Genomic DNA, 21,550 nt, shown 5'->3' with positions numbered 1-21,550 from the left:
GCGCGACCAGCAGGTCTTAACGCAAGCTTGACGCCTGAGGCCCATGGACGCTTGGGCCCGTGGATCACTCTCTGCATACGCTGATGGGCGCCGTCTCCTCGATGGCCGGAACCGTTCGAAGAGACGTACGTCAGGAGAGCCACCGATGGCCAGCACCGAGCCCGCCCCGCCGAGTCGCTTGCGGGCGTGGATGCTGGAGGGCCTGTCCGACATGGGCAAGAGCAAGGGCCGCCAGCTGCCGCGGCCGGCCGCCGAGCCCGAGCCCGTGCACAAGGGACAGCGCTGGTGGCGCGTCATGTGCCTGACCGGCGTCGACTACTTCTCCACCCTCGGCTACCAGCCCGGCATCGCCGCCCTCGCGGCCGGACTGCTGTCCCCCATCGCGACCATCGTGCTCGTCATCGTCACCCTGGCGGGGGCGCTGCCCGTCTACCGCCGGGTCGCGGAGGAGAGCCCGCACGGCGAGGGCTCCATCGCGATGCTGGAACGCCTGCTCTCCTTCTGGAAGGGCAAGCTGTTCGTCCTCACCCTGCTCGGCTTCGCCGCCACCGACTTCCTGATCACCATCACCCTCTCGGCGGCCGACGCCTCCACCCACCTGGTGGAGAACCCCCATCTGAACAGCGCCCTGCACGACAAGCAGATGGTGATCACCCTGTTCCTGGTGGCCCTGCTGGGCGCGGTCTTCCTCAAGGGCTTCCTGGAGGCGATCGGCGTCGCGGTGGTTTTGGTGGCCATCTACCTCGGGCTCAACGTCGTGGTCGCGGCGTCGGGAATCTGGCAGGTGATCACCCACGAGTACGTCGTCACCGACTGGACCACCGCCCTGACCGCCGAACACGGGAACGTCTTCGCGATGATCGGGGTGTCCCTGCTGGTCTTCCCCAAACTCGCGCTCGGCCTGTCCGGCTTCGAGACCGGCGTGGCGGTCATGCCGCACGTGGAGGGCGACCCCGGCGACACCGAACAGAAGCCGGCCGGACGTATCCGCGGCGCGAAGAAACTGCTCACGACGTCCGCCGTGATCATGAGCGTCTTCCTGATCGTGACCAGCTTCATCACCACCGTGCTGATCCCGGAGAAGGAGTTCGAGCCGGGCGGCCAGGCCAACGGCCGCGCCCTCGCCTACCTGGCGCACGAGTACCTCGGCAACGCCTTCGGCACCGTCTACGACGTCTCCACGATCGCCATCCTGTGGTTCGCCGGCGCCTCCGCCATGGCCGGGCTGCTCAACCTCATGCCGCGCTATCTCCCGCGCTACGGCATGGCCCCGCACTGGGCCCGCGCCGTCCGCCCCATGGTGATCGTCTTCATCCTGATCGCGTTCCTCGTCACCTGGATCTTCGACGCCGACGTCGACGCGCAGGGCGGCGCGTACGCCACCGGTGTCCTCGTCCTGATCAGCTCCGCCGCCATCGCCGTCACCATCGCCGCCCGCAAGGCCCGCCAGAAACACTGGACCATCGCCTTCGCCGTCATCTCGGCGGTCTTCCTCTACACGACCGTCGTGAACGTCATCGAACGCCCCGACGGTGTGAAGATCGGCGCCTGCTTCATCGCCGGCATCATGCTCGTCTCCTTCCTCTCCCGGCTCGCCCGCGCGTTCGAACTGCGCGTGACCAGCATGACCATGGACGACATGGCCGAGCGGTTCGTACGGGACATCGCGAGCCGGCGGATCCGTTTCATCGCCAACGAGCCCGACAAGCGCGACATCACCGAGTACCGCGAGAAGATCGAGCAGATCCGCGCCGACCACGACCTCCCGCCCCAGGAGGACTTCGTCTTCCTGGAGGTCACCGTCGGCGACCCCTCCGAGTTCGAGTCCGTCATGAACGTACGCGGTGAGGTGCTGCACGGCCGCTACCGCGTCATCACCCTGGAATCCGCCTCCATCCCCAACGCCCTCGCCGCCCTGCTGCTCTACGTCCGCGACACCACGGGCGGCATCCCGCACATCTACTTCGAGTGGACCGAGGGCAGCCCCTTCACCAACTTCCTGCGCTTCTTCCTCTTCGGCCAGGGCGAGGTCGCCCCCGTCACCAGGGAAGTGCTGCGCGAGGCCGAACCCGACCGCGCGCGCCGGCCACGGGTACACGTCGGCTGACCCGCCCGGGGTCGGTCCCGGTCAGGCCCGGTGAAGTCCGGAGCAGCCACGTCCGACACACCGCGAAGAGGTGAGAGGCCGGTATGAAGGCCCGTCGCGGACCCGCTCACCAGGTCGCATGCCGCCGACGGCTTGGCAGACTGGTCAGGTGCCCCAGAACGTACTGCTCGCCGAGGACGACCGCGCCATCCGCCATGCCCTGGAAAGGGCACTGACACTGGAGGGCTACACGGTGACGGCCGTGGCCGACGGCGTGGAAGCGCTGGCCCAGGCCCACCGCACCCCGCCGGACGTCCTCGTCCTCGACGTCATGATGCCCGGCATCGACGGCCTCCAGGTGTGCCGCGTGCTGCGCGCCGAGGGCGACCGCACCCCGATCCTGATGCTCACCGCGCTCGTCGAGACCGCCGACCGCATCGCCGGCCTCGACGCCGGCGCCGACGACTACGTCGTCAAGCCGTTCGACGTCGAGGAGGTCTTCGCCCGGCTGCGCGCCCTGCTGCGCCGCACCGGGAACGGCGCCCTCGACGACGACGCGCCGACCCCCGCGCCCCGGACGTCCGGGGCGCAGATCTCCGCGGCCGGGCTGCGCATGGACATCCAGGCCCGCCGTGTCTGGCGCGGCCGGCGCGAGCTGGAACTGACCCGCACCGAGTTCGAGCTCCTCGAACTGCTCGTCCGCAACGCGGGCATCGTCCTCGACCACTCCACCATCTACGACCGGATCTGGGGCTACGACTTCGGCCCCGGCTCCAAGAACCTCGCCGTGTACGTGGGCTATCTGCGGCGCAAGCTCGACGAGCCGGGCGCCCCGGCGCTGATCCACACCGTGCGGGGCGTGGGATACGTCCTGAGGGAGGACTGAGTGCGCCGACGGCTGCGGCAGGTGTCCTCGCTGCGGGCCACCTTCACCGTGTCCTTCGCGGCCGTCGCCGCCGCCGTCACGGTCCTGGTCGGCTTCCTGAGCTACGACGCCGCCGCGCGGCTGGTGCGGGTCGACCAGCAGACCGTCTTCGCCGAGGTGGTGCAGGACCTGCGCGACCAGGTCCGTGAACATCCGTTGCACCCGGGCGACTTCGCCTCCTCGGACCCGGACCACAACGGGCCCCTCGACGACATCATCCGGCCCAGCCGCACCGACGTGCAGGTGCTCGGGCCCGGCGGCGCGATCGTCGACCACGGCGTTCCGCCCCTGCCCGTGGACGGCCGGGACCGGGCGGTCGCCGGCGCCGCCGAGGCGGGCGGGCTGATGGAGCACAAGGACGTCGACGTCACCGGCGACCGCTACCGCCTGGCGACCGTCTCGCTCGGCGGCGGACGGGGTGCGGTGCAGGTCGCCCAGCAGTTCAGCGACACCGAGGATCTGCTCCGGGAGCTCCAGCAGCGCACGGTGCTGCTCGTCGGGGCCGTCGTGATCGCCGCGGGGCTGTTCGGCTGGTGGCTGGCCCGGCGCATCACCCGGCGCCTGGTGCGGCTCGCCGGGGCCGCGGAGGACGTGGCGCGCACCGGACGTCTCGGCATCCAGGTGCCGGTCACCGGGTACGACGAGGTGGCCCGGCTCGGCCGCTCCTTCGACCGGATGCTCGGCCGTCTCGCCCAGTCCGAGGAGGACCAGCGCCGCCTGGTCCAGGACGCGGGACACGAACTCCGTACGCCGCTGACCTCCCTGCGTACGAACATCTCGATGCTCCGCCGGATCGACGAACTGCCGCCCGACGCCCGTGAGGAACTCGTCGCCGATCTGGCGTTGGAGTCCCGGGAACTGACCGACCTGGTCAACGAGTTGGTCGCCCTCGCGGCCGGCCGGTCGGACACCGAGCCCGTGCGGCGGCTCGACCTCGCCGAACTCGCCGAGGACGTCGCGGTCGTCGCGCGCCGCCGCACCGGCCGGGACATCACCGTCCGGGCCACCGGCGACACCGCGGTCGACGGCCGCCCGACCGCCCTCCAGCGCGCGGTCTCCAATCTCGTGGAGAACGCCACCAAGTTCGACCGGGGCGGAAAGGCGCCGATCGAGGTCGTGGTGACAGGCCCGGCCCGACAGCCAGGCATGCCCCCCACCGACATCCCCGCCCCCCTTACGAGCCCCACGAGTTCAGCCACCTCAGCCGCCTCTGCCGCCTCCACGGGCGGTCCCGCACCGGTCCGCGTCGAGGTGCTCGACCGCGGTCCCGGCATCGGCGACGACGACCTCGTGCGCGTCTTCGACCGCTTCTACCGGGCCGCCGACGCCCGCAGCCTCCCCGGCTCGGGCCTGGGCCTGTCGATCGTCCGCGAGATCTCCGCAGCCCACGGAGGCACCCCGTTCGCCCACCCCCGAAAGGACGGCGGCACGGTAATCGGCTTCACGGTGAAAGGCGCCCAGGCACTGGACTGAGACACCCGACCACGGGGGCGCTCCCAGCCCCTCCGGCATTTGAGGAGCGGGGTCTGGGGCGGAGCCCCGGGTACGGGACGGGTAGGGGCGGAGGGGGCGAAGAAACCCGCTACACCCGCAGCGCCGCGAGCTGCTCCTCGAACGGCACCACGTGGAAACCGTCCGCCCGGCCAGGCGCGGGCTGAGCAGGAACAGCCACTTCGGGCCCGGCCGGCAGAGCCGCACCTGAAAAGGCTGCCGAGACCGGAGCCGAGGCCGACGCTCCGGGCGCCGAGTCGACGGTCAGCGCTGTCATCAGGGCAAGAAGCTCACCCGCCGCCCGCTCGATCCGCTCGGCAAGCCCCTCCGCCCCCCAGTCCTCCGAAGCCGCGTACACCCCGGTAGGCACGACCACCGCCCGCAGATACGCGAACAGCGGCCGCAGCGCGTGTTCGAGAACGAGCGAGTGCCGCCCGGTCCCCCCGGTGGCCCCGATCAGCACGGGCTTGCCCGCCAGCGCGTCCTTGTCGAGCACGTCGAAGAAGGACTTGAACAGCCCGCTGTACGAGGCGGAGAACACCGGCGTGACGACGATCAGCCCGTCCGCCGAGGTCACGTCGTCGATCGCGGCGGACAGCGCCCGGCCGGGGAAGCCGTTGGTGAAGTTGTGGGCGATCTCGACGGCCAGGTCGCGCAGTTCGACGACCCGCAGGTCCACCGGACCGGGCGCCCGGTCGGCGGTCGCGGCCGCCAGCCGGTCGGCCAGCAGCCGCGTGGACGACGGAACGCTCAGCCCCGCCGAGACGACGACGAGCTTCATGCGACGGTCACCTCTTCCTTGGCGGCGGCCACCCGGGCCGCGTGGGTCGGCGCGTCCGGCACACCGGCCGGGCGCCCCTTGGCGAACTCCTCGCGCAGCACCGGCACGACCTGCTCGCCGAGGAGGTCGAGCTGCTCCAGGACGGTCTTGAGCGGCAGCCCGGCGTGGTCCATCAGGAAGAGCTGGCGCTGGTAGTCACCGGCGTACTCGCGGAAGGCCAGCGTCTTCTCGATGACCTGCTGCGGCGAGCCGACGGTCAGCGGCGTCTGCTCGGTGAAGTCCTCCAGCGACGGCCCGTGCCCGTAGACCGGCGCGTTGTCGAAGTACGGCCGGAACTCCCGTACGGCGTCCTGCGAGTTGGACCGCATGAAGACCTGGCCGCCGAGGCCGACGATCGCCTGCTCGGCCGTTCCGTGCCCGTAGTGCGCGTACCGCTCGCGGTAGAGCTCGACCATCTTCTTGGTGTGGTCGGCGGGCCAGAAGATGTTGTTGTGGAAGAAGCCGTCGCCGTAGTACGCGGCCTGTTCGGCGATCTCGGGCGAGCGGATGGAGCCGTGCCAGACGAACGGCGCGACACCGTCCAGCGGGCGCGGCGTCGACGTGAACGACTGGAGCGGCGTACGGAACTTGCCCTCCCACGTCACCACGTCCTCGCGCCACAGGCGGTGCAGCAGCGCGTAGTTCTCGACGGCGAGGTTGATGCCCTGCCGGATGTCCTGCCCGAACCAGGGATAGACCGGCCCGGTGTTGCCGCGGCCCATCATCAGGTCGACCCGTCCGTCCGCGAGGTGCTGGAGCATCGCGAAGTCCTCGGCGATCTTCACCGGGTCGTTGGTGGTGATCAGCGTCGTGGACGTGGACAGCACGAGCTTCTCGGTGCGTGCCGCGATGTAGCCGAGCATCGTGGTCGGGGACGACGGCACGAACGGCGGGTTGTGGTGCTCGCCGGTCGCGAAGACGTCGAGGCCGACCTCCTCGGCCTTCAGCGCGATGGCGACCATGGCCTTGATGCGCTCGTGCTCGCTCGGCTCCCGGCCCGTGGTCGGGTCCGGTGTCACATCGCCGACGCTGAAGATCCCGAACTGCATGGTCTCTCACCCTCCACCTTGTTGATTGTTCAACTATACCCTCGAACCACCACCTCACCTCAGGTATTCCGGCCCCGCCGCAAGCCCGTCCCGGGGAACCATGACGCGGCCCGCACCGCGCAGCCCACCCCGAAGGGCCACGGCGCCGGCCGCACCGCACGGCCGGCCCCCAAGGCCTACGACACCCGCCGCACCACGACGGCCGGCACACCCGTCCGCTATCCCACTTGACCGCACCGCACCCCATGCCCGACATTTATCTGCGTGACACAGATACTGCATGACGCTCATCAAATGACGGAGCACCCGCCCGCCCGCATCCGCTGGGCCATCCTCGGCGTCGTCCTCGCCGCCGACGTCCTGGACCTCCTCGACGGCACCATCACCAACATCGCCGCCCCGACCATCGCCCGAGACCTCGGCGGCGGCACCACCCTCATCCAGTGGCTCGGCGCGTCCTACGCCCTCGCGCTCGGCGTCCTGCTCGTGCTCGGCGGACGGCTCGGCGACAAGTACGGCCGCCGCCAGCTCTTCCTGACCGGCCTCGCGGGCTTCACCGCGGCCTCGGTCGCCTGCGGCCTCGCGCCCACGCCGGGAACCCTCGTCGCCGCCCGTCTCCTCCAGGGCGCGTTCGGCGCGCTCGTCATCCCCCAGGGCTTCGGCATCCTCGGCGCGACCTGGCCCCGGGACCAGATCGGCAAGGCCTACAGCCTGTTCGGACCGGTGATGGGCCTCTCGGCCGTCGGCGGCCCGGTCCTCGCCGGATTCCTCATCGACGCCGACCTCGCCGGTCTCGGCTGGCGCTCGATGTTCCTCATCAACCTCGTCCTCGGCGGCGCCGCACTCCTCGCCGCCGCCCGCCTGCTCCCCCGCGACACCGGCGACCGCTCGACCACCGTCGACGTCCCCGGCTCCGCCCTCCTCGCCGCCACCATGCTCGCCCTGCTCACCGGCCTCATCGAAGGCTCGGCCCACGGCTGGACGGCGCTCCCCGTCCTCCTCCTCGCCGCCGGCCTCGCGCTCTTCGCGGGGTTCTGGCACCGCCAGCGCACCGCGCCCAGCCCGCTGATCCAGCCCTCCCTCCTGCACAACCGCGGCTTCACCTCGGGACTGCTCCTCGGCGTCGTCTTCTTCGCCGCGGTCGCCGGCCTCCTCTACGTCGTCTCCCTCTTCCTCCAGCAGGACCTCGGCCGCTCCCCCGCGGCTGCCGCGCTCGCCCTGACGCCCCTGTCCGCGGGCATCGTCATCGCCTCGATCGCCTGCTACCGCCTGATCGCCCGCCTGGGCCGCCGACTCGTCCTCATCGGCTTCCTCGTCACCCTCGCCGGGACCGCCCATCTGCTCGCCCTGATCACCGTCTCCGGCACGGACACCGGCGGCTGGGCCCTGGTCCCCCCGCTGCTCGTCATCGGCCTCGGCATGGGCGCCTGTTTCGGCTCGCTGTACGACGTCACCATCGGCGACATCGCACCCGCGGAGGCCGGCAGCGCGGGCGGCTCACTCGGCGCGGTCCAGCAGCTCGCCAACGCGATCGGAGCCGCCGCCGTCACCACCGTCTACTTCGGGACCGACGGCGGCGGGACCCACGCCACCACCGTGAGCCTCACCGTCGTGGCCGCCATCACCCTCCTGTGCTGCCCCCTCGTAGCCCTGCTCCCCCTCAAGGCACCGGAGCAGCACCACTGACACTCCACCGGTCCTAGGGCACCAGCACCAGCCGGCCCCGCAGTCCGCCCTCCGCGAGCCGCGCGTGCGCCTTGACGACCTCGTCGAGCGCGTACGTCCCGGCGACCCGGGTCGTCAGCACCCCCTCGTCGACGAGCGCCACCAGCTCAGCGAGCCGGGCCCCGTCGGCGGCGACCTCCACGGCACTCGTCCCCACCCCGCGCACGGACGCCGGGTGGGCCCCCGGGATGACGCCCACGAAGGCGCCCCCGTCCCGCACCCAGTCCAGGGCGTCCGCGCCCAGGATCGCCGCGTCCAGCACGGCGTCCACGCTCCGCGGAGCCACCCCGTCCGACACGAACCGGTCCGCCCCCAGGGACCGTACGAGCTCCTCGTCGCCCTCGCGGGCCAGCGCGGTCACGCTCACCCCGAGCCGGGCGGCGAGCTGCACGGCATACCCGCCGACCGCCCCGGCGGCACCGGTGATCAGCAGGTTCTGCCCCGGTTCCAGGCCCAGCCGGTCCAGGGCCTGGGCCGCGGCCAGCGCGTTGAGCGGCAGGCTCGCCGCGTGCGCCACGTCGACCGAGCGGGGCGCCGCGGCCACCGCGTCGGCGTCGACGACCACGAGATCGGCGTGCGTGCCGAGGGTCTTGGCGGTCCCGTACGCCAGCGCCACCACCTCGTCACCCACGGTCCACCCCGAGGCGACCCCGACCGCCTCCACCACACCCGCCACGTCCCAGCCGAGCCCCAGCCGCTGCCCCGCGCCCCCGAAGACGCCCGCGCGCACTCCGGCGTCCACGGGGTTGACTCCCGCCGCCGCCACCTTGATCCGCACCTGCCGGGTCCCCGGCTCCGGCACGGCGACCTCGACGATCTCGACAGCCTCCGGACCGCCGAACGACGACACAACCGCTGCACGCATCACAGCTCACCCCATCTGTAGGTCATCCACGGGTCTCTTTCCCGCTGCAACAACCCTAGGAAGAGCTACTATCTATTGGTAAGTAGGCACCTGAAGGTGCGTACGTCACCCGGAGGTGCGTCATGGCGACCACGACGGCGGCCCAGCGGCGCCACCAGGCCCGCGTCGAGTACGACGCGTTCCTCAAGAGCTGCCCCACCAACCAGCTCCTGGACCGCATCAGCGACAAATGGGTCAGCCTGATCGTGAGCGCGCTCGCCCAGGCGGGCGGACCGATGCGCTACAGCGACCTCGGCCGCAAGATCGCCGGAGTGAGCCCCAAGATGCTGACGCAGACCCTGCGTTCCCTGGAGCGCGACGGCATCGTCTCCCGCACGGTCACCCCGGCGGTGCCGGTCCGCGTCGACTACGAACTCACGCCGCTGGGCACGAATCTGAGCTGCCTGCTCACCGCCGTCAAGGACTGGGCGGAGCACCACATCGAGGAGGTCGTCGAGGCCCGCGAGCGTTACGACGCCCCGTCCGAGGTGTCCTGAAGGTCCCCGGACCGCAGCCGCGCGACCTGTTCGGCACTGAGGTCGACCGTGCGCCGCATGTGCCCGATGATCAGGGCCACCTCGTCGTCGTCGAGCCCGTCGAACAGGCCGTACCACCCGGCGCCCAGCCGGTCCCACATCCGCCCGAACTCGGCGATCTTCTCCGGCACGGTCGCGACCAGCACCCGCCGCCGGTCGACCACATCGCGCTCCCGCACGACATAGCCGGCCTTCTCCAGCCGGTCCACCAGCCGCGTGGCCGACCCGGTCGTGAGCCCCGTCATCTCGGCGATCCGCCCGGTGGTCACGGGCCCGTCCTCCAGGCTGAGCAGGTTCACGCACTGCACGTCCGTCGGATGCAGCCCGACGTGGTCGGCGAGAGCCTGGTTGAACAGGGCGTACGAGGCCATGTACCGGCGCGACACGACCGCCAGCTCCCCCAGCAGCCGCCCTCGCGGTTCCCCAGCCGTGGCCATACGGCCCCCTTCCACCAGCCCAGCCAAAATCGTACGCCGCACCGCCCCCGCCCCCTGGCGACCCGCGTTCCCGCCGGCCTTCTTTCGCCCCCTCCGCCCCTACCCGACCCACCCCGGGGCTCCGCCCCAAACCCCGCTCCTCAAACGCCGGAGGGGCTGAAAACCACGCCCGTACCCAAGCAGGCGCGCGCCCGCAGCCGGGATCCGGCGGAAGGGGCCGTGCCGGTACATCGATGTCCGTCGCCACCGACGGCCACGCCTCATCCAACGGCGACGGACTGATGCACCGGCACGGCCCCGACCCACCCACCGAACCCGCACCGCACCGCGAACGGGCCGCACGGCACCGCGAACGCCAGCGCAGCGAACCCGCATCGCCCTGACACAGTGACCCCATGCTCATCGCCCGCTCCGCCCTCCTCTTCGTCCTGGCCGCACTCCTGGAGATCGGCGGCGCCTGGCTCGTCTGGCAGGGCGTACGCGAACACCGCGGCGGGCTCTGGATCGGCGCCGGAATCATGGCGCTGGGTCTGTACGGCTTCGTGGCCACCCTCCAGCCGGACGTCGAGTTCGGCCGCGTCCTGGCCGCGTACGGCGGAGTCTTCGTGGCCGGCTCCCTCGCCTGGGGCGTGATCGCCGACGGCTACCGCCCCGACCGCTGGGACATCACCGGCGCCCTGATCTGCCTGGCCGGAGCAGCGGTGATCATGTACGCCCCACGGGGCGGCAACTGAGCCCCACCTATCCTGACCGGAGACACCGCAGAGACCGAAGACACGCAGACACCGCAGACACCGCAGACACCGCCAAGGAGCAGCCGTATGACCCCCGCCGCCGCATCCCGTATCGCCGTCATCACCGGTGCAAGCAGCGGAATCGGCGCCGCGACGGCCCGACAGCTCGCGGCCGAGGGCTACCGCGTCGTCCTCACGGCCCGCCGCAAGGACCGCATCGAGGCGCTGGCGGAGGAGATCACCGCGGCGGGCGGCCAGGCGACCGCGTACGCCCTGGACGTCACGGACCGCACCGCGGTCGACGAGTTCGCGTCGGCGTTCAAGACGATCGGCGTACTGGTCAACAACGCGGGCGGCGCACTCGGCGCCGACCCGATCGCGACGAGCGACCCCGCCCAGTGGCGCCAGATGTACGAGACGAACGTCATCGGCACCCTGAACATCACCCAAGCCCTCCTCCCGGCGCTCACCGCCAGCGGCGACGGCACGGTCGTCGTCCTGTCCTCCACGGCGGGCCACGGCACGTACGAAGGCGGCGGCGGCTACGTGGCCGCCAAGCACGCCGAACACGTGCTCGCGGAGACGCTGCGCCTGGAGATCGTCGGCACGCCGGTCCGGGTCATCGAGGTGGCCCCCGGCATGGTCAAGACCGAGGAGTTCGCCCTCACCCGCTTCGGCGGCGACACCGAGAAGGCGGCCAAGGTCTACGCCGGCGTCGCCCAGCCCCTCACCGCCGCCGACGTCGCCGAGACCATCACGTGGGCCGTCACCCGCCCCAGCCACGTGAACATCGACCTGCTCGTCGTCCGCCCCCGCGCCCAGGCGTCGAACACGAAGGTGCACCGGGAACTGTGACCACGGACGAGTCACCTTCACCCGAGCCGCCGCAGCCACCACCCCCGGCCGGCGAACAGGCGCGCCTGGCCCTGGAGAAGAAGCGCGAACGCTACGTCTGGTACTACCTGGCGTACTTCCTCTTCGGCATCCACATCGTGGCCTTCGTCATGATCTACGCGGTCCTGTCCACGAAGTGACCCACGCCCGCCGGACAAAGCCGACCTGGCCCCCACGTAACTCACACGGGTGAACTGACTCGATCACCCGCACGTCGACCGAACGCCCGACCTAGGCTCGCGCCACAACATCAAACAAGACGGCCCCCGGCCGGGACTGCCATCCCGGCCGGGGGCCTGACCAGCACGGAAGTGAGCCTTCCTGATGGCTGAACGCGAGCCTAACGCGCTCCCCTGCGCTCCGGACGAATCCCGCAGCGCGACAACAGAGTTCATGGATCTCGAAGTCCCCGACTACGCCTACATGTTCGGCTTCCTGCAAGCCGACGGGCACCTCTCCAAGGGGACAGGCCAGAAAGGGCGCGTGACCGTCGAGCTCAGTGCCCGCGACGTCGGCATTCTGCACGAGTTCCAACGCCTGACCCCGTACAACAGCAACATCAGCGGACGCACCCGGTCGACCAACTTCGCCGCCAGCCACACGTCCGCGATCTGGACCTTGTGTGCCCTCGAAGCGAGGACGAAACTGAACGAACTCGGTCTGCCGTACGGCCCCAAGTCCAGGACCATCACGCCCCCTCGCGTCCCGTTCTCGCAACGCGACTATCTCCGAGGAGTGATCGACGCGGACGGCTCGGTGGGCTTCACGGCCAAGGGCTTTCCCTTCGTCTCCCTCACCACCGCCAGCGCCGCCATCGGCGCGTATCTGTGCTTCTACGCGGGCAGGATCACCGGCGTCGAACGGTCCCTCAAGCGCAATGCCCGCGACGGCGTCTTCAACATCCTGTACACGAAGGAAGCAGCCCAGAAGCTGGGCGCCCATCTCTACTACCCGGACTGCCTGTCACTGGACCGCAAGCGGACCGCCGCCGAGTCTCTCCACACCTGGACGCGCCCTGCCGGCATGCGCGTAGCGCCCGACCGCCGTCGCTGGACGCCGTCGGAGGACCGGTTGCTGCTGGCACTGAACAACGACGCGGCGGCCGCCGAGGAACTCGGCAGGACCGAGAAGAGCTGCTACGTCCGCCTCTGGCGTCTGCGGACCGTCAAGACCCCCCTGCCCGCCGGCGCCTGACCGAACGAACGGCGAGGCCCCGGTCCGGGGCCTCGCCGGTATCAGCCCTTCACACAGATGAACTGCTTCAGCTTCGCCACGACCTCCACGAGGTCGCGCTGCTGCTCCATCACCTGCTCGATCGGCTTGTACGCACCCGGGATCTCGTCCACGACGCCGGAGTCCTTGCGGCACTCCACGCCCCGCGTCTGCTCCTCGAGGTCCTTCGTCGTGAACCGGCGCTTCGCGGCGTTCCGGCTCATGCGCCGACCCGCCCCGTGCGAAGCCGAGTTGAAGGCCTTCTCGTTCCCGAGCCCCTTCACGATGTACGAGCTGGTGCCCATGGAGCCCGGGATGATCCCGTACTCGCCGGAGCCTGCACGAATGGCGCCCTTGCGCGTGACGAGCAGGTCCATTCCCTCGTACCGCTCCTCCGCAACGTAGTTGTGGTGACAGGAGATCTCCGTGTCGAAGGTCGGCTTCGCCTTCTTGAACTCCCTGCGGATCACGTCCTTGAGAAGCGCCATCATGAGCGTGCGGTTGTACTTGGCGTACTCCTGGGCCCAGTAGAGGTCGCTCCGGTAGGCCGCCATCTGGGGCGTGTCGGAGACGAAGACGGCGAGGTCGCGGTCGACCAGTCCCTGGTTGTGCGGGAGCTTCTGCGCGACACCGATGTGGTGCTCGGCCAGCTCCTTGCCGATGTTCCGCGAACCGGAGTGCAGCATCAGCCAGACCGAACCTGACTCATCAAGACAGGTTTCGATCATATGATTTCCGGATCCAAGCGTTCCCATCTGCTTCACAGCCCGCTCCTGGCGGAACTTCACCGCGTCCGCCACCCCGTCGAACCGCCCCCAGAAGTCGTCCCACCCGGCGGTGGCCAGGCCGTGGAAGCCGTCCGGGGTGACCGGGGAGTCGTGCATCCCCCGGCCCACCGGGATCGCCTGCTCGATCTTCGAGCGGAGCCGCGAGAGGTCGCCGGGCAGATCGTTGGCGGTGAGGGAGGTCTTGACCGCGGACATTCCGCAGCCGATGTCGACACCCACCGCCGCCGGGCACACCGCGTCCTGCATCGCGATCACGGAGCCGACCGTCGCGCCCTTGCCGTAGTGGACGTCCGGCATGACGGCGAGGCCCTTGATCCAGGGAAGAGTCGCCACGTTCTGGAGCTGGCGGAGCGCGACGTCCTCGACCGAGGCAGGATCGGCCCACATGCGGATGGGTACCTGCGCCCCCGGCATCTCTACGTACGACATATCGTCCTCTATCCCCAGAAAAACAGCAGAAGTCTTAAATCGCAAAACCGGCGCCTAGGTCGACGTATGGGACAACGGACCGGCGTCCACGGCCGTGCGTGCGATACACATTGTCTCCAGGGGTCGCCCCCGTGCGGCAACCGAATAACCACAGGACACCCGGGCCGAAGCGCCGTCGGGAACCGTCGAGAGGAGCCTGACCGTGCAGCGGAAGGCGTATGTATCTGGCGCCGCCGTGCTCCTCGCGGCAGTGCTGGCGGGCTGCACGGGCGGTTCCGGCGTGGGGAGTTCGGCTCCGGACTCCAAGGGCGGCGACACGGGCACGACGGCCGCGGTGGCCCAGCCCGGCAAGTACCGCACCCTCCCGGAGGCGTGCGGCGCGGCCGATCACGACACGCTCGACGCGCTGCTGCCCGGCATCCAGGAGACGACCGACGAGACGCAGCAGGAGAGGGCGTACGCGGGCGAGGCCACGCTCACGTACGACACGGACCGCCGCGACGGCTGCGACTGGAAGGTGGCCTCCGCCGCCGCCACCGATCACCTCTTCGTCGACTTCGAGCGCGTGGTCTCGTACGACAACACGGTGAGCGACGAGGGCAAGGCCGAGGAGCTCTACGCCGCCAGGCAGACGGCGGCCGACCTCCCGGAGCCCACCGCGTCCGTGTCCGGCGACGCCACGCCGAGCCCGAGCGGCAGCACCGTCGGTCCGGCCGACACCGGCAACGGTGCCGCCGGCGACGCCACCTCCGGCGCCCCTTCCTCCCCCGCCTCCCCCTCCGCCTCGCAGCCCCCGGCCGATCTCCAGCCGCGCGTACTGGACGACCTCGGCGACGAGGCGTTCCTCGACGACAAGCTGAGCACCGGCTCGTCGACGGCTCAGCAGCGCACGGTGACTGTGGTGTTCCGCACGTCCAACGTGATCGTGACGATCGAATACTCCGAGCAGCCGACGGCTTCCGCGAACACCCCCGACAGCAAGGAAATGCAGGACAGGGCGCAAAAACTGGCCCAGGAGCTGGCCTCCCGGCTCAACGGCTAGCGGCCCCGCGGGGGCTGGGGGCACCCCGGCGCAAACCCCCCGAACGGGAACCGCCCTGGCGCCCCACCGCGTACCGTGGCCCCTCGGACCCGAGCGGTCGCACGCCCCATGTGCGGCCGTACCACGAGCGCCACGAGTGAAGGAACCATGCACCGACCAGTACAGCGAGCAGGCCGAGCACAGCGACTCACCCGCATCCTTGTCAGCGCGGCCGCCGTCCCGGTGATACTCGTCGTCGCGGGCTGTTCCTCTGATTCCGGCTCCGGTGACGACGCGCAGAAGGACGAGAGCGCGGCTCCGGGAGCGACGGTGTCCGAGAGCCCCTCGACCCCCGCCGTCCAGCCCGCCGCGTACACGACGCTGCCCAAGGTGTGCTCGGTACTGTCGAAGAACACGCTGGACGAACTCATACCCAAGGGCTCCAAGTCGGGCAAGTCCGGCAAGCTGGACGAACCGAAGCAGCGCGGCAACTGCAACTGGACCAGCCTCGACAACAACGGGGTGAAGGGCTCTCAGTTCCGCTGGTTGAACGTGGCGCTGCTGCGCTTCGACTCGGACGCGCGCGGCTCGGCCGACGACCAGGCTCACGCGTACTTCCAGAAGCAGGTCGCGGCCGCCCAGACGGTGACGGGGGCGCTGGACAGCAAGTCCGCGCCGGTCGCCGGTACGGGCGACGAGGCGACGGCCGTGCGGTACGGCCTGAAGAAGAAGGAAGGCTCCTTCAAGCAACAGACGATCGTGGCCCGCGTCGAGAACGTGGTCGTGACGCTCGACTACAACGGCGCCGGACTCGCGGGTGAGAAGACCCCGGACCCGGCCACGCTGCTGAAGGCGGCCGAGAAGGCCACGAAGGAGGCGGTGGCCTCGGTGGCCGCCGCGAACGGGGACGGCGCCGCGGCGAGCACGGGCTCGCCGGATCCGGCCTCCTCGTCGAAGGCTCCGTCCTCCTCGAAGACGCCGTCGGCCTCGCCGTCCAAGAGCGCAGCCGGGAGCACGTCCAAGACCGGCTCCAAGAGTGCCTCGCCGTCGCAGTCGGCGGCGAAGAAGAGCTGACCCGGCCGCGACCGGAGACGGGGACCGATTAGGGGCTCCGGCAGACACGTTCACGGGGCCCGGTTCCCTCCGGAACCGGGCTCCTTCCATACCGCGCATCCGTACGCCACACACATGTGCCACTCTGTTGCGCGCAACAACATGCAAGGGGAGGGGAGTACAGGTGGCCGCGCCCATACAGCTCACACGGATGCACAAGATTCTCATCGGTGTGGTCGTCGCCGGTGCGCTCGTCATCGCCGGAATCGGCTTCGCCGGTTCGTACGCGGCGGTCCGTGAGCTGGCGCTCCAGAAGGGGTTCGGGAACTTCTCGTACGTCTTCCCGATCGGCATCGACGCGGGTATCGGCGTCCTGCTCGCCCTCGACCTGCTGCTGACCTGGATCCGCATCCCGTTCCCGATGCTGCGCCAGACGGCGTGGCTGCTGACGGTGGCGACGATCGCGTTCAACGGCGCGGCGGCCTGGCCGGACCCGCTGGGCGTGGGCATGCACGCCGTCATCCCGGTCCTGTTCGTGGTCTCGGTCGAGGCGGCCCGGCACGCGGTCGGCCGCATAGCCGACATCACGGCCGACAAGCACATGGAGGGTGTCCGCCTCACCCGCTGGCTGCTCTCCCCCATCCCGACGTTCCTGCTGTGGCGCCGGATGAAACTGTGGGAGCTGCGCTCCTACGAGCAGGTCATCAGGCTGGAGCAGGACCGTCTGGTCTACCAGGCCCGCCTGCACTCCCGCTTCGGCCGCGGCTGGCGCCGCAAGGCCCCCGTCGAGTCGCTGATGCCGCTGCGCCTGGCCCGCTACGGCGTGCCCCTCGCGGAGACGGCCCCGGCGGGTCTCGCAGCGGCCGGCATCGAGCCCGCGCTGCTGCCTCCGGCGCCCGCGCCGGCACCGGTCCAGGCGTCCGTCCAGGCGTCCGTCCCGGCCGCCGCCCCGGCCGCTCCCGAGCCTCTGGAGCTGGAGTCGAACGGAGTCGGCGAGCGGCAGCCGCAGGCCGAGTACGTCCAGCAGGGCCAGGGACCGGGACCGGGTCAGGGCCAGGGCCAGGGACCGGGCCAAGGCCAGTACCAAGGACAGGGTCAGTACCCGGGGCAGGGCCAGTACCAGGGGCAGGCGCAGGAGCCGGAGTTGAACCCCTGGTTCGCCCCCCCGGTCGATCCCCAGGAGATCCCGTACGACGGCGGCTACGACCCGTCGTACGCGGCGGAGGCTCAGTACCAGCAGTGGTTCGCCGAGCAGGAGGCGCAGGCCTACGAGCCCGGCCCGGAGGAGACCGGCACCTTCCCCATCCCGGCGGGTCCCGGCCGCACGCGCCAGTTGGGTGAGGGCGGCGGTCCCGAGCAGCTTCCCATCCCGTCCCCGCGGGAGGAGCAGTCGCCGCTGGCCGACGAGAAGTCCCGCGAGGAGAGCTTCTACCAGGTGTTCCGCCAGTCGATAATGCCCGGCCAGGGGCTGCCGACGAAGGGCGAGTTCGGCGGCAACGTCGAGGCCACGTACGGCGTGACGCTGACGGACAGCGAGCTGCGGCGCTACATGAGCCGCTTCCAGAACCGTTTCAACACGGAGCTGGAGGAGGACCACATCGCCTGAGCACGTCGGCACACGCGCGTGTGAGCGTGTACGAGGAAGGGGCGCCCGGTGATCACCGGGCGCCCCTTCCTCGTACTCCGTAAAGCCGTGTGCCGTTACGCGCTGAGCAGCTTGCGCACCCGGTCCTGTCCCACGGCCAGCAGCAGCGTGGGCAGGCGCGGCCCGGTGTCGCGGCCGACGAGCAGGTGGTAGAGCAGGGCGAAGAAGGTGCGCTGGGCGACCTTGATCTCGGCGGGGAGTTCCTTGGCGGTGGCGTCGGCGGGGAAGCCCGCCTGGACCTTGGGAACGCCGTAGACGAGGTGGGTCAGGCCGTCCAGGGACCAGTTCGCCTCCAGTCCTTCGAGGAGCAGGCGCAGCGACTCGCGGCCCTGGTCGTCGAGGGACTTCAGGAGCTCGGCGTCGGGCTCGTCGCGGACGACGGTGCGCTCCTCGGCGGGGACCTGGGTGTTGATCCAGGTCTCGGCCTTGTCGAGGCGGGGCCGGACCTCGTCCAGGGACGCGAGCGGGTTCTCGGGGTCGAGTTCGCTCAGGATGCGCAGGGTCTGGTCCTCGGCGCCGGCGGTGATGTCGGCGACGGAGGCGAGGGTGCGGTACGCCATCGGGCGGGCGGTCGGGGGCAGCTCTCCCGCGGCGGTGCCGACGGCACGGCTGTACGCGGCGGCGTCGGCCGGGAGGACCGAGCCGTCGGCGACCTTGCCGACGAGCTTGTCCCACTCGTCGTAGAGCCGCTGGATCTCCTGGTCGAAGGCGATCTTGAACGACTGGTTGGGGCGGCGGCGGGCGTACAGCCAGCGCAGCAGCTGCGGCTCCATGATCTGGAGCGCGTCGGCCGCGGTGGGGACCCCTCCCTTGCTGCTGGACATCTTCGCCATGCCGGAGATGCCGACGAAGGCGTACATGGGTCCGATGGGCTGCTTGCCGCCGAAGATCCCGACGATCTGCCCGCCGACCTGGAAGGAGGATCCCGGGGAGGAGTGGTCGACGCCGCTCGGCTCGAAGATCACGCCCTCGTAGGCCCAGCGCATGGGCCAGTCGACCTTCCAGACGAGCTTGCCGCGGTTGAACTCGCTCAGCAGGACGGTCTCGGAGAAGCCGCAGGCGGAGCAGGTGTACGTCAGCTCCGTCGTCTCCGCGTCGTAGGCCGTGACGGTGGTGAGGTCCTTGTCGCACTGCCCGCAGTAGGGCTTGTACGGGAAGTACCCGGCGGTGGAGCTGCCGTCGTCCTCGGCTGCGGCGCCCGAACCCTCGGCGGCTTCGAGCTCGGCCTCGTCGACCGGCTTCTGGCCCTGCTGCTTCTTGGCGGGGGCCTTCTTGGTGCGGTACTGGTCGAGGATGGCGTCGATGTCGCCGCGGTGCTTCATCGCGAACAGGATCTGCTCGCGGTAGGCGCCGGAGGTGTACTGCTCCGTCTGGCTGATCGGGTCGTACTCGACGCCGAGTTCGGCCAGCGCCTCGGTCATCGCGGCCTTGAAGTGCTCGGCCCAGTTCGGGTACGCCGAGCCCGCGGGGGCCGGGACGGCGGTCAGCGGCTTGCCGATGTGCTCGGCCCACGACTCGTCGATGCCCGCGATGCCCGCCGGAACCTTGCGGTAGCGGTCGTAGTCGTCCCAGGAGATGAGGTGGCGCACGGTGTGCCCGCGGCGGCGGATCTCGTCGGCGACGAGGTGCGGGGTCATGACCTCGCGGAGGTTGCCGAGGTGGATCGGGCCGGACGGGGAGAGCCCGGACGCGACGACAACAGGTTTGCCCGGGGCCCGACGCTCCGACTCCTCGATGACCTCGTCCGCGAAACGGGAGACCCAGTCGGTGGTCTCGGTGCTCTGAGCCACGATGCGCACGTCCTTCTTTCTCATACGCCGGTACAGCTGACGCGACCATTCTCCCAGCTCGGCCCTCAACCGCGAAAACGGCTTTTCACCGCGTGGGATACTGGCTTTCCTGTACTCAGCTCGTACTTGCTTGTACGCGCACACTCCGGAACCCGAGCAGAACGGCAGCCACTCCATGGCCTCGGTCACGTCCCTCACCGCTTCCGTCCATCAGCGCCTCGCGGACGCCCTCTCGGCAGCTCTGCCGGAGGCCGGCTCCGCGGACCCGCTGCTGCGCCGAAGCGACCGGGCCGATTTCCAGGCCAACGGGATCCTGGCCCTCGCCAAGAAGGCGAAGGCGAACCCGCGCGAGCTGGCGACGCAGGTCGTGGCCCGGGTCGAGTCGGGTGAGGTGATCAAGGACATCGAGGTCTCCGGGCCCGGCTTCCTGAACATCACGATCACCGACCGGGCGATCGTGTCGAACCTGGCGGAGCGGTACGCGGACGGTGAGCGCCTCGGGGTGCCCCTCGCGGAGCACCCGGGCACGACGGTGATCGACTACGCGCAGCCGAACGTGGCCAAGGAGATGCACGTCGGTCATCTGCGGTCCGCGGTGATCGGTGACGCGGTGGTGCAGATCCTGGAGTTCACCGGCGAGTCCGTCGTGCGCCGGCACCACATCGGCGACTGGGGCACCCAGTTCGGCATGCTCATCCAGTACCTGATCGAGCACCCGCACGAGCTGGACCACAAGGGCGGCGAGGTCTCCGGCGAGGAGGCCATGTCGAACCTGAACCGGCTCTACAAGGCGGCGCGGACCGTCTTCGACTCCGACGAGGAGTTCAAGACGCGGGCGCGGCGCCGGGTGGTGGACCTCCAGGCGGGTGAGCCCGAGACGCTGGCCATGTGGCAGAAGTTCGTGGACGAGTCGAAGATCTACTTCTACTCGGTCTTCGACAAGCTGGACATGGAGATCCGGGACCCGGACGTCGTCGGCGAGTCCGGTTACAACGACATGCTGGACGAGACGTGCCGGCTCCTGGAGGAGTCGGGTGTGGCGGTCCGCTCGGACGGCGCGCTGTGCGTGTTCTTCGACGATGTGAAGGGCCCGGACGGCAACCCGGTCCCGTTGATCGTCAAGAAGTCGGACGGCGGCTACGGCTACGCGGCGACCGACCTGTCGGCGATCCGTGATCGTGTCGTCAACCTGAAGGCCGACAGCCTGATCTACGTCGTGGACGCCCGGCAGTCCCTGCACTTCAAGATGGTCTTCGAGACCGCGCGCAGGGCCGGCTGGCTCAGCGATGACGTGAAGGCCCATCAGCTCGCCTTCGGCACGGTGCTGGGCAAGGACGGCAAGCCGTTCAAGACCCGTGAGGGCGAGACGGTCCGGCTGGTGGACCTCCTCGACGAGGCGGTCGAGCGGGCCACGGCCGTCGTGCGGGAGAAGAAGGACAAGGTCGGCCTGACCGAGCAGGAGATCGTGGAGAACGGCCGGTACGTCGGCATCGGCGCCGTGAAGTACGCGGACCTCTCCACGTCCGCCGTGCGGGACTACAAGTTCGACCTGGACCAGATGGTCTCGCTGAACGGTGACACGTCCGTGTACCTCCAGTACGCGTACGCCCGTATCCGGTCGATCTTCGGCAAGGCCGGTGACCGTGCGCCGCTGGCCCACCCGGAGCTCGAACTGGCCCCCGCGGAGCGGGCGTTGGGTCTGCACCTGGACCGGTTCGGCGAGACGCTGGACGAGGTCGCCGCCGAGTACGCCCCGCACAAGCTGGCGGCGTACCTGTACCAACTGGCCTCGATCCTCACGACGTTCTACGACCAGTGCCCGGTCATCAAGCCGGCTCCGGAGCAAGAGGTCGCGGAGAACCGCCTGTTCCTCTGTGATCTGACGGCCCGCACGCTCCACCAGGGCATGGCCCTGCTGGGCATCAGGACGCCCGAGCGCCTCTGATCACGGCCTCGCAGAAGAGCCCCGCGGCCCCGGATCACCGGGGTGCGGGGCTCTTTCCCGTCCGGG

Annotated in this window: 19 protein-coding genes; 13 read left to right on the top strand and 6 right to left on the bottom strand. The window is 70.2% G+C overall.

The genetic code is table 11. The features are described from left to right. The first annotated feature begins 145 nt into the window (after window positions 1-145). From OG410_RS23860 to OG410_RS23850, 3 genes are all read left to right on the top strand, one after another. Window positions 146-2,107, top strand: a complete 1,962-nt coding sequence (locus OG410_RS23860) for an amino acid transporter (protein WP_329301066.1) — start codon at window positions 146-148, stop codon at window positions 2,105-2,107. Between the two features lie 148 nt (window positions 2,108-2,255). Further along, window positions 2,256-2,972, top strand: coding sequence for a response regulator transcription factor (locus OG410_RS23855; RefSeq protein ID WP_329301065.1), 717 nt, complete (start codon window positions 2,256-2,258; stop codon window positions 2,970-2,972). Next, complete coding sequence (locus tag OG410_RS23850) at window positions 2,973-4,484, top strand: sensor histidine kinase (RefSeq protein ID WP_329301064.1); 1,512 nt, start codon at window positions 2,973-2,975, stop codon at window positions 4,482-4,484. A gap of 109 nt (window positions 4,485-4,593) precedes the next feature. On the opposite strand, the gene OG410_RS23845 is transcribed toward OG410_RS23850, so the two are convergent. Both OG410_RS23845 and OG410_RS23840 read right to left on the bottom strand, forming a co-directional pair. Next, the gene (locus OG410_RS23845; RefSeq protein WP_329301063.1) at window positions 4,594-5,283 is read right to left on the bottom strand and encodes an FMN reductase; all 690 of its coding nucleotides are present in this window, start codon (window positions 5,281-5,283) and stop codon (window positions 4,594-4,596) included. After that, the gene (locus OG410_RS23840; protein WP_329301062.1) at window positions 5,280-6,371 is read right to left on the bottom strand and encodes an LLM class flavin-dependent oxidoreductase; all 1,092 of its coding nucleotides are present in this window, start codon (window positions 6,369-6,371) and stop codon (window positions 5,280-5,282) included. The genes OG410_RS23845 and OG410_RS23840 overlap by 4 nt, the downstream gene beginning before the upstream one ends. A gap of 294 nt (window positions 6,372-6,665) precedes the next feature. On the opposite strand from OG410_RS23840, the gene OG410_RS23835 reads away from it, so the two are divergent. After that, window positions 6,666-8,057 carry an MFS transporter gene (locus OG410_RS23835; protein WP_329301061.1) on the top strand — a complete coding sequence of 464 codons (1,392 nt, stop codon included), beginning with the start codon at window positions 6,666-6,668 and terminating at the stop codon, window positions 8,055-8,057. 13 nt (window positions 8,058-8,070) lie between these two features. On the opposite strand, the gene OG410_RS23830 is transcribed toward OG410_RS23835, so the two are convergent. Next, complete coding sequence (locus OG410_RS23830) at window positions 8,071-8,961, bottom strand: zinc-binding dehydrogenase (RefSeq protein WP_329301060.1); 891 nt, start codon at window positions 8,959-8,961, stop codon at window positions 8,071-8,073. A gap of 122 nt (window positions 8,962-9,083) precedes the next feature. Here OG410_RS23830 and OG410_RS23825 point away from each other — a divergent pair, with 122 nt between their 5' ends. Further along, on the top strand, window positions 9,084-9,497 hold the full coding sequence (locus OG410_RS23825) for a winged helix-turn-helix transcriptional regulator (protein ID WP_329301059.1): 414 nt from the start codon (window positions 9,084-9,086) through the stop codon (window positions 9,495-9,497). Here the strand turns inward: OG410_RS23825 and OG410_RS23820 are convergent. Then, window positions 9,470-9,973 (bottom strand): MarR family winged helix-turn-helix transcriptional regulator, encoded by a 504-nt coding sequence (locus tag OG410_RS23820; protein WP_329301058.1) that lies wholly within the window; start codon window positions 9,971-9,973, stop codon window positions 9,470-9,472. The two genes, OG410_RS23825 and OG410_RS23820, sit on opposite strands and share 28 nt — an antisense overlap. 395 nt (window positions 9,974-10,368) lie before the next feature. On the opposite strand from OG410_RS23820, the gene OG410_RS23815 reads away from it, so the two are divergent. From OG410_RS23815 to OG410_RS23800, 4 genes are all read left to right on the top strand, one after another. After that, window positions 10,369-10,707, top strand: a complete 339-nt coding sequence (locus OG410_RS23815; protein ID WP_329301057.1) for a YnfA family protein — start codon at window positions 10,369-10,371, stop codon at window positions 10,705-10,707. An 87-nt stretch (window positions 10,708-10,794) separates the two neighbouring features. Beyond that, window positions 10,795-11,562 carry an SDR family oxidoreductase gene (locus tag OG410_RS23810; RefSeq protein ID WP_329301056.1) on the top strand — a complete coding sequence of 256 codons (768 nt, stop codon included), beginning with the start codon at window positions 10,795-10,797 and terminating at the stop codon, window positions 11,560-11,562. Next, entirely contained in the window at window positions 11,559-11,741 is a 183-nt protein-coding gene (locus tag OG410_RS23805) for a hypothetical protein (protein ID WP_326786253.1), read from the top strand. The genes OG410_RS23810 and OG410_RS23805 overlap by 4 nt, the downstream gene beginning before the upstream one ends. A gap of 253 nt (window positions 11,742-11,994) precedes the next feature. Beyond that, window positions 11,995-12,795: a hypothetical protein gene (locus OG410_RS23800; RefSeq protein WP_329301055.1), complete on the top strand. Its 801-nt coding sequence runs from the start codon at window positions 11,995-11,997 to the stop codon at window positions 12,793-12,795. Window positions 12,796-12,836: 41 nt separating this feature from the next. Here the strand turns inward: OG410_RS23800 and OG410_RS23795 are convergent, their stop codons facing one another. After that, window positions 12,837-14,030 (bottom strand): RtcB family protein, encoded by a 1,194-nt coding sequence (locus OG410_RS23795; RefSeq protein WP_329301054.1) that lies wholly within the window; start codon window positions 14,028-14,030, stop codon window positions 12,837-12,839. Window positions 14,031-14,232: 202 nt separating this feature from the next. Here OG410_RS23795 and OG410_RS23790 point away from each other — a divergent pair, with 202 nt between their 5' ends. The 3 genes from OG410_RS23790 to OG410_RS23780 all read left to right on the top strand — a co-directional run bounded on the left by OG410_RS23790 (window position 14,233) and on the right by OG410_RS23780 (window position 17,710). Beyond that, window positions 14,233-15,072, top strand: a complete 840-nt coding sequence (locus tag OG410_RS23790) for a DUF3558 domain-containing protein (RefSeq protein ID WP_329301053.1) — start codon at window positions 14,233-14,235, stop codon at window positions 15,070-15,072. A gap of 147 nt (window positions 15,073-15,219) precedes the next feature. Next, a complete protein-coding gene (locus tag OG410_RS23785) occupies window positions 15,220-16,125 on the top strand; it encodes a DUF3558 domain-containing protein (protein ID WP_329301052.1) in 906 nt (301 codons plus the stop codon). Window positions 16,126-16,288: 163 nt separating this feature from the next. Further along, entirely contained in the window at window positions 16,289-17,710 is a 1,422-nt protein-coding gene (locus tag OG410_RS23780; protein WP_329301051.1) for a DUF2637 domain-containing protein, read from the top strand. Between the two features lie 95 nt (window positions 17,711-17,805). Here OG410_RS23780 and lysS read toward each other — a convergent pair whose 3' ends face one another. Beyond that, window positions 17,806-19,548 carry a lysine--tRNA ligase gene (gene lysS / locus OG410_RS23775; RefSeq protein WP_329301050.1) on the bottom strand — a complete coding sequence of 581 codons (1,743 nt, stop codon included), beginning with the start codon at window positions 19,546-19,548 and terminating at the stop codon, window positions 17,806-17,808. Window positions 19,549-19,714: 166 nt separating this feature from the next. Here lysS and argS point away from each other — a divergent pair, with 166 nt between their 5' ends. After that, window positions 19,715-21,484 (top strand): arginine--tRNA ligase, encoded by a 1,770-nt coding sequence (gene argS / locus OG410_RS23770; protein WP_329304219.1) that lies wholly within the window; start codon window positions 19,715-19,717, stop codon window positions 21,482-21,484. The last annotated feature ends 66 nt before the right edge of the window (window positions 21,485-21,550 follow it).

This window comes from Streptomyces sp. NBC_00659 (assembly GCF_036226925.1).
Lineage (GTDB): Bacteria > Actinomycetota > Actinomycetes > Streptomycetales > Streptomycetaceae > Streptomyces.
The sequence above is the reverse complement of the archived record's forward strand: the minus strand, read 5'-3'. Positions and strand labels throughout refer to the sequence as shown.